Origin of the sequence: Kitasatospora sp. NPDC088779, assembly GCF_040685395.1 — a bacterium.
Classification (GTDB): domain Bacteria; phylum Actinomycetota; class Actinomycetes; order Streptomycetales; family Streptomycetaceae; genus Kitasatospora.
The window spans coordinates 64,626-79,821 of record NZ_JBFBHW010000009.1 but is presented as its reverse complement, the minus strand read 5'-3'; the positions used below and the strand labels follow the sequence as shown (position 1 = coordinate 79,821).

The 15,196-nt window shown below is 69.9% G+C and carries 9 protein-coding genes; 4 read left to right on the top strand and 5 right to left on the bottom strand.

What is annotated here, in order from left to right; translation table 11 throughout:
- Window positions 1-59 precede the first annotated feature (59 nt).
- From AB0P03_RS10815 to AB0P03_RS10800, 4 genes are all read right to left on the bottom strand, one after another.
- Complete coding sequence (locus tag AB0P03_RS10815) at window positions 60-3,332, bottom strand: SdrD B-like domain-containing protein (protein WP_363628520.1); 3,273 nt, start codon at window positions 3,330-3,332, stop codon at window positions 60-62.
- A gap of 293 nt (window positions 3,333-3,625) precedes the next feature.
- Complete coding sequence (locus AB0P03_RS10810) at window positions 3,626-3,874, bottom strand: helix-turn-helix domain-containing protein (protein WP_363580913.1); 249 nt, start codon at window positions 3,872-3,874, stop codon at window positions 3,626-3,628.
- Window positions 3,871-4,629, bottom strand: a complete 759-nt coding sequence (locus AB0P03_RS10805; protein ID WP_363580915.1) for a hypothetical protein — start codon at window positions 4,627-4,629, stop codon at window positions 3,871-3,873. The genes AB0P03_RS10810 and AB0P03_RS10805 overlap by 4 nt, the downstream gene beginning before the upstream one ends.
- A gap of 203 nt (window positions 4,630-4,832) precedes the next feature.
- Window positions 4,833-4,994 (bottom strand): hypothetical protein, encoded by a 162-nt coding sequence (locus AB0P03_RS10800; RefSeq protein ID WP_363580917.1) that lies wholly within the window; start codon window positions 4,992-4,994, stop codon window positions 4,833-4,835.
- A gap of 443 nt (window positions 4,995-5,437) precedes the next feature.
- Here AB0P03_RS10800 and AB0P03_RS10795 point away from each other — a divergent pair, with 443 nt between their 5' ends.
- Window positions 5,438-7,996, top strand: coding sequence for a tetratricopeptide repeat protein (locus tag AB0P03_RS10795; protein ID WP_363580919.1), 2,559 nt, complete (start codon window positions 5,438-5,440; stop codon window positions 7,994-7,996).
- A gap of 21 nt (window positions 7,997-8,017) precedes the next feature.
- Here the strand turns inward: AB0P03_RS10795 and AB0P03_RS10790 are convergent, their stop codons facing one another.
- A complete protein-coding gene (locus AB0P03_RS10790; protein WP_363580921.1) occupies window positions 8,018-8,929 on the bottom strand; it encodes a serine/threonine-protein kinase in 912 nt (303 codons plus the stop codon).
- Window positions 8,930-9,075: 146 nt separating this feature from the next.
- Between AB0P03_RS10790 and AB0P03_RS10785 the strand changes: the two genes are divergently transcribed.
- From AB0P03_RS10785 to AB0P03_RS10775, 3 genes are read left to right on the top strand one after another with little or no spacing between them, the layout of a single operon-like run.
- Complete coding sequence (locus AB0P03_RS10785) at window positions 9,076-10,590, top strand: PD-(D/E)XK nuclease family protein (protein WP_363580923.1); 1,515 nt, start codon at window positions 9,076-9,078, stop codon at window positions 10,588-10,590.
- Window positions 10,587-11,702, top strand: coding sequence for a hypothetical protein (locus AB0P03_RS10780; RefSeq protein ID WP_363580925.1), 1,116 nt, complete (start codon window positions 10,587-10,589; stop codon window positions 11,700-11,702). Before AB0P03_RS10785 ends, AB0P03_RS10780 begins: the two co-directional genes overlap by 4 nt.
- Window positions 11,674-15,162 (top strand): hypothetical protein, encoded by a 3,489-nt coding sequence (locus tag AB0P03_RS10775; RefSeq protein ID WP_363580927.1) that lies wholly within the window; start codon window positions 11,674-11,676, stop codon window positions 15,160-15,162. Before AB0P03_RS10780 ends, AB0P03_RS10775 begins: the two co-directional genes overlap by 29 nt.
- The last annotated feature ends 34 nt before the right edge of the window (window positions 15,163-15,196 follow it).

Genomic DNA, 15,196 nt, shown 5'->3' with positions numbered 1-15,196 from the left:
GCGCCGCTGGGGGCGGCGCCACTGGTGTCGGTCGGGTGTTCAGTTGTCCGTCGTCGGTGTCAGCTGTGTCGTCCGGGCCGCCGGTAGACCACCGCGCACAGCGCCACACCTCCCAGGACGGCGAGGGCGCCGAGGGCTGCGATCAGCGCGTCGGGCGCCGAGCCGCCGGTGTTGGGCAGCGTCCCGCCGCTCGCCGACGGACTCGCGCTGTGGGTCGGGCCGGCGGTCGGGGTCGTACTGCCGGACCGGGTCGCGGTCGGCGAGGGGGACGGCGACGGCGTCGGCGAGGACGTCGGCGACGGGGACGATGTCGGGGAAGGCGAAGAGGTCGGGGACGGCGACGGGGACGGCGACCCGGTGGGGGTGGTCGGCAGGATCACGCCCATGTCGAGGTCGAGGTCGCGCTGCCCTCCGCTGAGCGTGACGGTCTGGGTGATGCCGGTGGCCGGGTCGGCGTCCGAGTCCTTGGCCGGATCGGTGCCGACGCCCCGCTTGGTGACGACGGCGCCGTCGGGCAGGGTGGACAGGTCGAACTGCACCGCGTAGCTGCCGTCGGGCAGGTGGTCGAAGAGGTAGTGGCCGTTCCGGTCGGTCACCGTGGTGACCGGCTTGCCGTTCTTGTCGCGGACGGGCTGGCCGTTGCCGTCGAGCAGCTTCACCGTGACGCCGGCGATGCCCGGGTCGCCGGGCTTCTGGATGCCGGAGCCGTCCACGTCCTGCCAGACGAAGTCGCCGAGCGCGTTGTCGGAGGGCTTGGTCTGCTTGACGGCGACGCCGACCTTGGCCGGCTCGGCGGGCAGCAGCTGGCGGCCGCTGGCGTCGGTGGCGGTGAAGGCGAAGCTGTTCCAGGCGTACTCCCCGTCGGGGGCGTCCACCGAGGCGACCATGGGCCAGGTCAGGGTGAAGGCCTCGCCGGAGGCCAGGCTGCCGGGGCGGCGGACCCGGAACCAGGTGGCCGTTCCCGGGCCGGGGAAAGTGCTGCTCCAGGTGGCGCCGCTGTTGCAGCCGGTCCGGTTGACCAGGGCGGCGTCGACGCACGGGTTGGGGTCGGTGGTGTACTCGATCCCCACGGTCGGGTCGCTGGTGGTGATCGGCTGGCTCAGCGACGGGGTCCAGGCGCTGCCGCGCGGAGCGTCCTGGGTGAGGACGTAGTTGTCGCCCGGGGTGGGGAGCTTGTCGTAGGCGATGAAGTCGGTGACCGGGTCGGGCGAGTCGTTGCGGACGGTCATCCGGTAGGAGATCCGGCCGCCGGGGGTGGCGCTGCCGATGCTGACGTAGTCGGCGTCCAGGTCGCCCATGACCTCCTTGTACGAGCGCAGCACGCTCGGCACGTCCACCTGGATCTGGGAGGAGGCGTGGCACATGAGCTCGGAGGTGTCGCCGTTGCCGTTGAGGTCCAGCACGTCCGGCGTGCTGCCGCTGTCGGAGCCGGAGAACATGCAGGAGACCGGCGCGGTCGGCTGGTCGACGGTGACGTAGATGTCGTTGGTCAGCTCGCCGGAGCGGATGCTGCTGGCCACCTGGACGTCGAAGAGCATCCGGTAGGCCAGCGCGTCGTGCAGGTACGTCATGTCGGGCGCGCCGGGCGGCCATTCCATCCGGACGATCTGGCGGCCGTCCGGGCCGGGGGTGACGGTGATCGACTGGGGGGCCTTGGCGTCCGGGTAGTTCGGGTCCGGGCGGGCCGAGCCCTCGACGTAGACGACACCGGCCGGGAGCACGTCGTACAGCACGAGCGGGCGGGTCAGGTCGCGGCCGCTGCGGTTGTACGGGATCACCTGGAAGGTCGCCATGCCGCCGGGTGCGGACAGCTCGCCGGCGACGGTGGTCTTGGCCGCGCCCAGGTTGGTCGCGGCGGTGACGGTGGTCGAGGCGCAGGCGTTGGCGGCGGAGGTGCTGGTGCCGTCGCCGGCGGTGGTGTCCAGACAGTTGGTCAGCGGGCTGGGGGCCGGGCGCCCGTCGTGGCCGGGGGTGACGACCTGGGTGATCACCTGCACCGAGTTGCCCGGGCTCCAGCCGGTCGGGATGGGGCCGTCCCAGGTGAACCTGAGGCCGTCGAGCCGGCGGCCGGCCGGGATGCCCAGCTCGTCGCGGGTCGGGTCGCCGGCGCCCTGGACGAAGGTGATCCGGCGGGCGCTGGACCCGTCCAGCGGGCTGGACGGGCTGAAGGTCTGCCAGGTCGGGTCGCCGTCGAGGCGGTACTGCAGGGTGAGCCCGATGCTGGTCGGGTTCCACGGCTCCAGCTGGAGGGACTGCGGGAAGAGCCAGTTGTACAGGCCGTCGGTGGTGCCGGCGCCGGGGTCGGTCATGGTCAGGCTGGTGGCCGGGCCGGAGGTGTTGGTGGCCGACAGGCTGAAGGAGTCGAGGTCGCCGGAGGCGACGCTGTCGCGCCACACCTTGCTGGCGGTCACCATCACACCGGTGGCCGGGGGCCGGAACTGACCGGTGGTGGTGCCGGCGGTGTCGAGCTCGCGCTCGGCGTCCGGGCCGATCGGGTCGCCGTACAGGTCCACGGTGTTGTCGGAGGTCGTCCCGTCCGGGAAGTCGGCCTCCGGGTAGTTGACGACCAGCACACCCGGCAGCCGGCAGCCGCCGCGGCCGTTGCCGGAGCGGAACTCCCCGATGTCGTAGCCCCAGGTGTTGGGGCCGGGCGCGACCTGGCTCCAGCCGGGCGAGCGGCCGGTGTCCACCACGGCGCCGGGCGGCAGGGTGTCCAGCAGCCGGCTGGTGTCCAGGTCGACGTTGGGCACCAGGTCGGTGGCGCAGGCGCTGAACTGGTAGGTGACGGTGCGCCCGTCGCTGCTGGAGGTCTGGATGCCCTTGGTCACCGTGTACTGCGGCTGCACCTGGGCCTTGGTGTCGGCGGTGGCGGTCTGGCTGGGCTCACCGGTGGCCGTCATGGTGGCCGAGTTGGTGGAGGCCGCCCCGTCGGGGGTGGTGAAGTTCGGGTACTTCATCGTCACCGTGATGGTGGCGGTGGTGCCCGGGCTGAGGTCCTTGAGCCTGATGTCCATGGTGCCGCCCATCGCGCCCGCCGCGGGCACCGTGGAGGCGGCCTGGTCCACCGAGGAGGGGTCGGGCGTCCAGCCGACGAACTGCATGTTCGACGGCAGGGCGTCGGTGATCCGCCCGTCGGTGCACTCGGTGATGGAACAGGTGTACCGGAGGGTGTAGGTGACGTTCTCCCCCGGGGAGGCGGTCGCCTTGTCGACGGATTTGGTGAAAGAGATCGCGGCCTGGGCCGGCGGCGCCAGCACGCTGCTGCCGAGCAGCGAACCGGCCAGCAGGGCCAGCACCGAGGCGATCCGACCGGTCCGGAAGTGAATGCGCATCTCGGAAGTTCATCCGACCGTCCGACCGTCCCTCCCCCGACGCAACGCACAACCCCACACTTCCACCCGATCGGCCCCACCCGCCCGAGGGCCGCCACAAGAAGCAATCGAGAGCCCCACCGCGCATCACGACGGGCTGAAGTGGCGGGAGCTTCCGTACTGACTACGTCTGTGCAGGCCAGCGATCTCGCTGACCTGCACAGACGCAAGCTACCTACCCGGGTTCCCGTAGGCCAGAGAGCCCTTGCGGATCGTCGTACAACTCGAACTCGCGCGGGTGAGGTGGCTCGGGCTCAGGCGCGGTGGTCCAGTGTGTACACGGCACGTTCGTCAACGCCGATGGCTCGCATGAGTTCGACGGTGGGAACGCGGTAGCGGGTGCCGATCCGCAAGATCTTGCACGGGAAGGCGTCCTGACGGGCCAACCGGTAGGCGGTCGCCAGGCAGATGCCCAGGGCTCGGGCGGCGGTCGGCACGTCGACCACGACCGGCAGGTTGAAGGCCTCCATGAAGCTCAGCTGGCCGTGCTTCGCGGGGCTCACAGGTGCCTCGCGCCTCGGTGCGGGGAGGCGCTGTTGGCGTGGCGCTGCCGCTTGACATGCCGCGCCCGGCGGTTGAGTTGCTGCCGCTCGGCCTCCTCGGTGAGTGCGGTCAGAGCCTGTTGGCTCAGGCGCTCGGGGGAGATGGTGAAGCGCAGCTGGGCCCGCAGTCCGCCGACCCGTTCGTGCCGGGTGACCTCGACCTGGGGCTGCTGTACCTGGTCGTCCTCCTCCGGTCCGTCACACGCCGCCGTGCCGCCGCTATCGTCCACCCACTGCTCCAGCGTGGCGCACGCGGTTTCGTGCCGCCCCGCCCGCGCGAGCCGCCACGCCCTGCTGCACACGGCCTTGAGCAGGGCGTCGACCGACAGCGCCGACGGCGGTTCGCCGGTCCGCAGACCCTCCAGAAGGCCCAGCACCATCTCCGCCTCCACATCGGCTCGGTCGGCCCGCATCCGGTGGCAGATGCGGAAGGCGGTTCCGGTCAGCCTCGGCAGGGCCAACCAGACCAACAGGAGTCGCCACTCCTCCGCGGGTCCGTGCTCGGTCTGCGCAGCGCGCAGGGCCGCCCGCCAGATCTCGGTGACCAGAGCGGGGTCCTGGACCGTCCCGTAGATGGCGTCGCGCGCCTGAGCGGGGCTCAGCAGGACCGGCGGCTCGCCGTTCGGGTGGAGGGTCAGCCGGACCTCCTGTGCCCGGGGGTTGTCGAAGTACCGTGCTACGGCAGCGAACACGCTGCTGGCGCCGGCAACGGTCAAGGTGCAGTCCTCTCTTGCCGCCCGCCTGGACTCGGTGCGGCTGTTCTGTGGAACTGTTGCTGAGTGGTACCGAGTGCTACGCAGTGGTACCGCGTGTTAGCCCGTGAACTAGGCGGGCCGAAACGGTAGGAAGGACGAAAAGTCCTCCCGGAGGGGGTGCCCACCCGTCGGCGGGCACCCCGATTCGGCCTGAGCCGGAGGTCTCAGACCTCCGGCGGTGACGGGTTGTCCGGAGCGGGGTCGGGCAGCGCTGCCGGCGCCGGCGGCAGCTCCTTCTCGCGGGTCCGACGCTTGGCGGTCGGCGGGAACCCGCCGGAGGTCCGCTTGGTGCGACCCCCTCGGCGGGCGGGCAGGCGGTTGCTCATGGTCTCGTCCTTCCTTTTCTGACATTTTCCGTGGTCGAGCCGTCGTCGCCGGGTTCGGCGAGCGACTGACGCCATGGTGCCCAGCCGGCGAGGAGCTCGGTGGGCGCGGAACTGAGGAAACTCTGAGTTCGATCTGAGGGGGCGCGAAGTAGCGCAACCGTGTAAACCGGCGCTCGGAAACGCACAGATCCCTGTGGTGCCACAGCCCTGGCCGAGACGATCACCGTGAAGCGGAGGAATCGAACATGGATGGACGAGTGCTTGGGGTGGTGAGTGTTGGGCCATCAAATTCATCGAGTAGTCCGACCGTAATGGGATCCACAAAGCCAGCAGCCCTGTTCGCCTTGCTGGTGACGTCGCCGGGCGGTCGGTGTCCCGCGCGCGAGGTATTCGCCTGCTTGTGGCCCGCGGAGGAGTTCGGGCGGGATCGGCTGGACCAGGTCATGACCGTGCTGCGGAAGGCATTGGGGCTGGGGAAGGAATCGCTGCGCATGGAATCGGGAATCTGTTCCATTTATCTACCGAGGGATCGGATTGATCTCTACCGCTTCCGAGACCAGGTGCAGCACGCGGAACGGCTGTTCGGGAAGGACAGGGTCGATGCTCTGACCGCGGCCCTGGGGGAGTGGGGCGACCTGGTTCCGCTGAGCGGCCTGAAGGGGGAATGGGCCGTACAGCGCCGGGCGAAGCTGCGGCGGGAACGGCGGGCAGTGGTGGAAGCCCAGTTGGAGACCGCTCGGCGGGCTGGAATGGAGGACTGGCTGCGCACGGAGACGGACCGGTGGTACCGCAGCCTGCCGGAGGAGGACTGGCCCTTGCGTTACTACCTGATCGCACACGGCCGCTCGCTGACGTCGGCGGGACTGAAGAGGGTGATCAAGGAATGGAAGAGTCGCTTCAGGCGTCCGGACGAGGGACTGCAGGCAGTCATCGACGAGTTGCAGGGGAATGCACCACGATCGGGTGCCACCGCGCTGACCTCCGTGCCGAGTCAGTTGCCGCCTCTCGGACGATCGGCACTGGGCCGTGACGGGGTGATCCGTGAAGTGGTGGCGGCGGTGCTGCGGCAGCAGGACTCCGGCCGGCCGACCGTGGCCGTGGTCTGCGGCATGCCCGGCATCGGGAAGAGCCTGGTGGTGAACCGCGTGGCGCATCGGCTGCGGGAGGCGTTCCCGGACGGGGCACTCTACGCCGAACTCGGCGGATTCCCGGGGGAAGGAGAGCAACCGGCCGATCCCGAGCGCGTCGTCGACAAGTTCCTGGCGGAGTTCCCGCTGCCCTACTCACCGGTCGGATTGGAGCAGAAGAGTGCGGCGCTGCGCTCGGTGTTGGCGGGCCGCTCCGTGCTTATCGTGCTCGACGACGCCTGGGACGACGAGCAGGTGCTGCCGCTGCTGCCAGGAACCGGGCCCAGTGCGGTGCTGATCACCAGCCGCCGGAGGCCGGAAATGCTCCGTGCCCGCCAGGAGGTGAAGCTCTGGGCTCTGGGTGAACTCGACGACGAGGCTGCCGCGGAGCTGCTTCAGGAAGACATCTCTCCATCCGATCGTCGGATGTTCACCCAGGAGGTCGAGGATCTCGTCGAGGTGTGCGGCGGCAACCCATTGGCGCTGACCGTGACCGCTCGGCGCCTGGAAGGCCGTCCGGCCAGGGCGATCCGCCACCTGCGCGAACAACTCGCGAAGGAGGAAGGACGGCTCGATGCCCTGGAACACCCGCCGGCCCGCCTGTCCGTTCGGGCGGCCTTGGCCTGCTCAGTGAACGCCCTTTCCGAAGAAGCTAGTTGTCTGCTCTGGCAGCTCGCGGTGCATCCTGGGCCGTCGATCGGCTGGGATGCGGTGATGGATCTCGGTTCGGCGGCCGAGAGCGTGCACCCCGACCGGGCGGTGGAGGAGTTGCGGGCGGCGCACCTGGTGGAGTTGCAGTCGGGCCGGTACCGCCTGCACAACCTGGTGCGGACCTTCGCCCGCCAACAGGTGCGACCTCCGGCCCTGACCTCGTCCCCCAGGTTCGAGGAGGCCACCGTCTGGCAGATCCTGGAACACCAACTGCACTACGTCTGGGCCTGCGACCGGTGGCTGGACGGGCAGCGATGGCTGCCGGTCGGAGAGCCGGAAGGGATTACGGTGGTCCAGCCCGAGGACCTGGAGCGGGCGCTGGCCCTCCTCGACGACGAGTACGAAGCAGCCATGCGCGGAGTCGAATTGTCGATCGAGCGCGGAAGCCGACGCCACATGTGGCTGCTGCCGATGGCCTTGGTCACCTACCAATGGCGCCGCCATCGCTTCGAGGACGCCCAGCGGGGTCTCACGTGGGCCAGCGAGGCCGCAGAGCGGAACGACGCACCCCCGGTCGACCAAGCCATGATCTTCCGGATGCTTGCGGGGACCCGCTGGCGTCAGGGCCGCTTCGAGATCGCCGCCAACCATCTGTCCCGTGCCGTGCTGCTGAGCAAGCGGGACAGCAGCCCGAGTGGGCGGCTGAGCCTGGCCCGATCCCTGCACACCCTGGCGCTCACCCGCCGCAAACAGGGACAGGAGACGGACGCGGAGCAGTGCCATCGGTCGGCGTTGGAGCTGTACCGGGAGCTGGCCGACGACGCGGGGGCGGCGGCCGCGTTGAACGGATTGGGGACGCTCTACCACGACCGCGGGGAGCACGACGAAGCCCTCAGGCTCTGCAACGAGGCGCTCGACCTGGTGCGCCGGACGGCAGACCGCAGCGGCCGGGCCGACGTGCTGCGCACCCTGGCCGGAGTCCGATTCGCGCTGGGTGAGAGGGAGTCGTCGCTGGTGCTGTTCCAGCAGGCCGTCGACATCTACCGCGATCTGGGCTCGTGGACCGATGAGGACAGGGCGCTGTGCCTGCATACCGATGCCCTGGTGGCGCTGGGTCGGGCGGCCGAGGCCGTGTCGGCACTGGAACGGGTGTTGGTGCTGCGCGAGCTGATGGGCAGAGGGGATCTCCGGGAGGTGCGCGACCGTCTGGAGTCACTGCGGTGACGGCCCGGGGCCGTCACCGCCTCACCACCTGGGCGGCCGGGTCCGGTAGTACTCCGTCGGGTCGGGCCGGAGCGGTTTCACGGGTCGGGGCCCGTCGACTGTGGGCAGGTGCGGGCGGAGGCATTCGAACACCTCGCGCACCGAGGCGGGGCGCTTCTCCGCCGTGAACTCCACCATCGAGAGGGCGAGCGCGGTGAAAGGCGTCGGCACGAGGGCGAGTCGATCCGCAGGCAGGACGACCGGAGGGGTGGCGGTGATCCCCGCCCTCGTCCCGCCGTAGGGGAGCTGCATGACGGTCATCTCCAGGAGTAGGCAGCCGAGTGCGAAGATGTCGGCCCGCGCGGTCACTCCGTCGGCGGTCGCGGTGAGTTGCTCGGGGGGCGCGTAGCCGATCGTGCCGCAGCCGTGCCGGGTGCCCTGGCGGGCCAGCACGCTGAGCCCGAGATCGAGCAGCCGCACCCGCCCGGAGTGCTCCACCATGACGTTCTCGGGCTTCAGATCACGGTGGACGAATCCCTTGCGGTGGACATCGTCCAGGATTTCGCAGAGTTGGCCGGTGATCGAGGCCACGGTGGCTACATCCTTGATCGGCCGGAAATCCGTCATCAGGTCATACAGCAGGACGCCGTCGACGTACTCCATGACGATGCAGCGCCGACCTTGGTATTCGCCCATTCCGAACAACTGCAGCGTTCCGCCCGGACCGTCGGAGACCAGGTGGCTGAAGACCCCTTCGCGGGTGAGTTCACGTGCAAGTTCGGCGAAGCTCCGCTCCGATTCGAACTCTTGCTCCCGCTGGATCTTGATGGCTACCTGTTCCCCGGTTCCCAGGCCATGGGCGAGGTAGAGATCTCCTTGGGCACCCCCGCCGATGTGTTCGATCAGTTCGTAGTGGTCTTCGATTGCGCCGAACTTCTTGATCCGTCGCGTCATGGTCGTCTTCCCGTCCTGTCGTTGTTCGGAGTCCGGCTGATTTCCGAGCATGTCAGCAGGGCTCCGGTTTCCACAGATATGGAGTCATAATGCCTGACTCATGGCTACCCCCGGACGGGGTTCGCCGTGTTTCCAACGTCATCAGGGTGTCGGTCGGCATGTTCAAGGGCGGCGACTTCCGCTGTCCGGCCGCTGACGCGCTCAAGGCGCGCGGCTACCAGCCGGTGCAGGCCGGCCGTCGGCGCCAAGAGCGGTTGGAACAGTTCGCCTTCGGCCCCTTCATGGCCGCATGTGACGCCCTCAGCCAGCCCACGGGCGAGCCCGCCGAGGAGCCGCGGTCCGCGAAGCCGCTGCATGATGGCCTGCGTCAGTGGACAGCGCACGCGGTGGCGAGCTACACCGCCGCCTTTCCGGAGGACCCGGATCTCCTGCTGTCAGACGTGAAAACTCCTTGGCGCTACAGCCACTTGGTGACCGGTACCAGTTCCTCGGGTGCGGACGAGTACCACCTGACGGTCTGGGGCCGGTGCTTGCAGTCCCGTGATGGCACGGTGCGCGAACTGCGTTTGCCTGTCAATCGCTTGGGACGGCAGCGTCCGCCGGAAAGCTTCGTCGCGGCGGCTGCTCTGGTGCTCGCCGAGGGTGCCCCCGGGCCACGGCCGGAGCGCGTGCGGATCGTTGAGTTCGCACTGCTGGACGGCCGGGTCCGCCCGCTCTTCGACGGCACTCGGGAGGAGTCGCTCGCGCACTACCGTGCACACGGTCGCGCCGCGTTGACCGCGTTGTTGGCCAGCCAGGAGTACCGCCCGGGCGCCTCCTGCGCCGACTGCCCGTACGTCTCCGCCTGTCCGGTGCTGCGCCGCGCTCCCGGCCTGCTGGGGATCGACGAGCCGGGACGGACCAAGCGTTGGTGGTCCGTCACCAATGGACGGAACTACAGGGCTTGCCCGGCCCGCGATCACATGCGTCGGCTGCACCTGCCGGCTGCGGACGACGTCGAGCACGCCGCGGCGGTCGATCGTGGCCGCGCCCTGCACGCGTACCTCGCCGAGCGCCACGGCGGTGGTCCACCGCGCCCGTGCACGGTGAAGGTCCCCGAGCAGTGGGTGCCCGAAGGCTTCGAACTGCCCGAGCCCGAGCGCGCGCTCGGCGCGAAGCTGCTGCGCGGCCACGCTGCGGTCTGTCCGATGCGGCTGGTCCGGGACGCCACCGATGTCCGCAACGAGCCGCGGGTGGTGCGCCACGACACCGCCGCTGACGTGGTGGTGGTCGCCAGGCCCGACCTGCTCTACCGGGACGGCGGTGCCTGGGTGTGGCGCGAGACCAAGACGGCGGCGCGCGATCGGTCCTTCGACCGCCCGCTGTTGGAGCAGTACCCGCAACTGGCCTTGGCCGTGTTGCTGCTCGCCCGCGGCGACCTGGCCGGCACGTCGGACCGGGCCCGGATCGAGTTCGAGGTGCTGCGGCCGGGCGGCGCGGACTTGGAGATCATCGATCCGTTCGTCCTGGAAGTACGGGCCGCGGCCGAGCAGGTCGTGCGCGGGCTGGTGGACCGCTGGCTCCGGGACGAGGACTACGCGCCACGTCCCGGACCGGCCTGTGCCCGGTGCGAGACGGCGCGATGGTGCTCCAGCGGACCGGCTTTCCAGGCGGCCCGATGACGTCGGACGGAGTCGCATTGCTCCGTGAACTTGCGGAAGTCGTATGCGAGTTGGGGGAGGAGGTCGGTCTCAGGTCGTTCCTGCTGCCCTACCCGCCCGCTGCGCAGCGAGTACTGGACCGGATGGTGCTGCACTGTATGGGCCTCGGCCTGGTGCCTCCGAAGAGCCTGCCGGAGCTGATCGAGTGGTGTCGTTGCACGCTGGCCGGCGACCGGCCTTTCGAGGTCCCACCCGCGCTGGTCTTCCCGGACGCGGCCCTGGTCGACCGGAACGGGTTGCTGCCCACCCGCACCTGCCTGGAGCTGGCCTCCGCGGGCGCGGAGGGTGGTCCGGAGAAGACCGCTCACGTGCTGCTGAGCGAACTGGCTGGCCGGTGCGGCTCGATGGAGCGGTTTCACAAGAGCCGGCGGTTCCTGGCACTCAATCCGGTGGTGCGTCATGGAGACCGCTTCCAGCGCGGCTGGAGCAAGGAGATCTGGTCCCGGGTCAAGGACCTCTACCGTCCCGTGCCGGAGTCTCTGACCGTCGAGGGCACCCTGTTGCGCTGCGGTACTTGCCGGCTGCCGGCCCTGCTGGGGGGACGTCGGGTGCCGGACCAGGGGGCGGTGTCCGGGTCGGATACCTGGTGCGAGGGCGAGAGCTGCCCGCATGGGATCCCGATGGAGCTGATCCGCACGACGGACGGCGTCCTGCTGCTGGGCAGGCCGTTGCGGGCCTTCCTGTCGCTCCCGTTCCGGTTGGAGCAGGCGGTCCTGGCCGACCTGGACCGCGCGGCCGTCGGCTACCAGGCCCTGCCGAATGAGCTGAGCGCGTACCGGCTCCAGGGCGCCGGGCTGTCGGTCCGCCAACTACACATTCATGACCGGGTTCAGCCTGCGCTGTTGGCTGAGCGGTTCAGCGGTGCCACGGGGCCGGTCCTGGTGGTGGTGCCGGAGGACCTCGCCGGCGTCGTCCGGTACCGGAACGCCTTCACCCAGGCGCTGTCCGCCCCGGAACAGGTCCTGCTGACCGGGCCGGGCGATCTGGGAGCCCGGCTCCGTGGTGAACGAGCCGTCGGCGAAACAGAGATGAGAGGAGAAGGAAGTGCGCAGTCTGACGCCGATCCTGCATAGGACGGTTCGGGAGCTCCAGCATTACGCCCGACCGAAGTTGCCCGGACCGACGGCGGAGTTCCTTTGCCAGGTCGAACTCGGCCTGTACCTCCAGCACCGGCTGATGCCGGAGGCCCCGGCGGCCCAGGCCTGGGTGCTGTTCAGCGGGTACGGGTTCGCCAAGGCCTATCAGGTTCCGCTGCCGCCGGATGCCGATCGAACCCTCAAAGTCGCCAGGTATTCACTCTGGACCCTGGCCCGGCGCAGGGCCTGGCGGGAGGCTCTGGAGCGCTACCAGCAGCTGGACCCGGCGCTACGCGGTTACGACGTGGCGCACGCCGACACCGCGGCGGTCCGCCGGGAGGTCTCGGTGGGAACAGAGCGGTGGCAGACCTACGACCAGCTGCTGTCGGTGGCACCACCTTTGGCGGGTCGGAGGCTTCCGGTCGCCGGTCCGGGGCCGCACGCCTTCCCGGTCGGCCGCTCGCTGGCGGTGGTCGACCTGCCGGAGGTCTCCCCGGCGCCCATGGTGGTCCACGACGTGGATCTGGTCCCGGCCGGCGGGGGTGAGCCGCTGACCTTCCGGTTGAAGGACCTGGCACGCACCGCAGCCGTGATGGACGCCGTGGACCGGCGCTTCGACAAGGCGAAGGACCTGAGCTGGGCGGGGCGGTTGCGAGGGTTCGAGATGTCCACGGCGGAGCTCGGTGTCTTCCGGGGGTCCGAGGAGTTCACCGTGGACGGGATCCAGCACCTGCTCGGCATCGTCGGGGCGGGCAAGAGCACGCTGCGGGACATTATCGCGGTCCACTTGGCCAGGCGCCGGAGGCGGACTACCGTCGTGGTCTCCGACGTGGCCGAGGTCCTGAAGCTGGTCGAGCTCTACAACCGGTACACCGGTGGCGCGGCGGCGCCGGTGCTCGGCTCCTCCGGCCGGGAGCGCCACGCCCAGCGGCTGCACCGCAGACTGGCCGGCCGCGGCGAACACCGACTGCTGGCGCACGACGACCCGGCCTTCGCCTACCTGGGGACGTCCTGCGTGCTGAACCTCAAGCTGCGCGGCGGGAACGGCGAGCCGCTCGCCTTCGGCGAGTCGCCGTGCAGCCGGCTACGCCCACCGTCCGACCCGCACCGGCGGACCGGGCGCGCCCACGCCTCGGAGTGGCAGAAACAGAACCTGGCCTGCCCGTACTGGTCCGCCTGCCCCCGGCACCATGGTGCGCGGGCCCTGGTCGAGGCGGCCATCTGGGTCGCCACGCTGCCCAGCCTGATCGACTCCGCGCCACCGTACCCGCAGAACGGGGAACGCATCCGCTACCTCGAACTCGCTTGCCGGCGCAGCGATCTGGTGATCATCGACGAGGCCGACCGGATCCAGATGCAACTTGACCAGACTTTCGCCCCCGCGGTGCTGCTGGCCGCCGACAAGGAGCGGGGGCTGATCGACTGGCTGAGCCGGCACAAAATCCGCGAACTCGCCGCGAGTGGTCGCACCCAATTGTCCGACCGAGACGTGGCGATCTTCTCCGCCGCGCTCAACACCGTAGTGGCGGCGACCGACCGGCTGCACGCCATGCTGGTGGCCCAGTATCCACTGCGCCAATGGGTGGGGCGCGGCTACTTCAGCGCCTGGACGCTCCAGTTGGACATCCTCGACGAGCGATTCCCCCTGCCTGAGGACGCGGCTGAGGACCACCCGCACCGTGCCCCGCTGGAGGAGCTCCAGAACCTACTGGAGGCCTTCCGCGACAACCCGTTCGGCGACCGCGCCCGGCACACCGAGGTGGACTTCTCGCACCTCACGGTGCTGCTCAACGAACTGCTGCACACCGGGAACCCGGAGCGGACCCGGGCCCGCCTACTGGCCGTCGTGAAGTCCCTGCTCCAGCTCGATGAGGCCTTCATGGCCGAGAAGGAGGCGGAGTACCAGGAACGGTTCGCGGCCTGGCAGGCGAAGCAGGAGGCGCGGCAGTGCCGGCAGCGCAGCGGCAAGCGAGTCGGAAAGGAGGCCCCGCCGCCGCAGACCCCCGGGCAATGGTGCGACAGCATGGCCGATCGGTTCGAACTCACCTTGTTGTTGAGCGCCCTGGAACCGCGCCTGGCGCTGATCAACGCCATGTGGCCGCGGGTCGAAGCCGCACTCAGTCTGGGCTTCAGCGAGATGTACCGACGGCCGAACGACTACGCCCCGATGGTGCCCGAGGCGCCGATGGGAAACGTGCTCGGCTTTCAGTTCCTGGTGCACGGCGAGGACGGCGAAGGGGTCCGTAGCGGGGAGCTGACCTTCTTCCGGTGCAGCGGGGTCGGCCGTGAACTGCTGCGGGTCATGCCCGGCTTGGCCGCAGTGGACGGCCGGCCCGGTGCCCACGTGCTGCTCATGTCCGGCAGCAGTTGGGCGGGGCAGTCCAGCCGCTACCACATCCAGGTTCCGGTCGGAGTGGTGATCGAGCCACCGCCGGAGGCGATGGAGCGGATCGCCGCCGAGAGCGGGATGCGCTTCGAGTTCATCGACGACGACCAGGGGAAGTTGCGTGTGTCGGGCAGCGCCCCGGCGGAGCGGCCGGCCAAGCTGCGCCGCATCGCGACCTGGCTCGGCGCCAGCGCGGACGACATCGAGGACGGCGGGCCGCTGGAGCAGGAACTGCTGTCGCTCCCTCCGGAGCGCGACCAGATCCTGCTGCTGGTGGGCAGCTACCAAGAGGCACGCGTGGTGGCGGACACCCTGCACAACCTCAACAAGCGCTGGCGGAACAAGGTGCTCTGCCTCGTCTCGGATGACGAGGAGATCGAGGAGGAGGACGAGGCCCCGTCCGCGCAGCGGGCCCGGACCCTGCGCCGGGGCGACGTCGAACGCCTGCGGGACCTCCAGGCGGACATCCTGGTGGCGCCGCTGCTCTCGGTGGAACGCGGGCACAACATCCTCAACCGCAGGGACGAGGCGGCCATCGGGTCGGTCTACTTCCTCGCCCGTCCGAACCCGCACCCCGACGACCTGTCACTGGCGGTGCATGCCGTCAACGACTGGATCGTGCGGGCCCAGGAGGATGGACGGTTCGGGGAGTGGGTGCGCAGCGGGAACAGTTTGGAGGCAGGCGCCGAAGCGGTCCGTCGGGAGGCGAGGTCATGCTGGTACCGGGTGCTGCAGCGGTCCATGGCGTGGAGCCGGCTCAACGAGGACCGAGCGCAGGTCACCTGGGACATCCTGGTGTTGATGTGGCAGGTCATCGGTCGGCTCGTGCGTGGCGGTGTCCCGGCTCGTGTGGTCTTCGTGGACGCGGCCTTCGCCCCGAACCGCGCGTCGTGTCCGCCGGCCGCGGACACGGCGAAGTCCAGCCTGCTGCACAGCATCCTTGAGGTCCTCGATCCGTACTTCCAGGACGGGGCGACACCTGCCGACCACGAATTCATCGTCCGGGCCCTCTACCAGCCGCTGTGGCGCATGCTCGGTCGCTGCCTGGCCCAGCCGCTGCCAGCGGCTTGATGGTGCATCAGTCGTCGAGTCCGTGTCCTTTCAC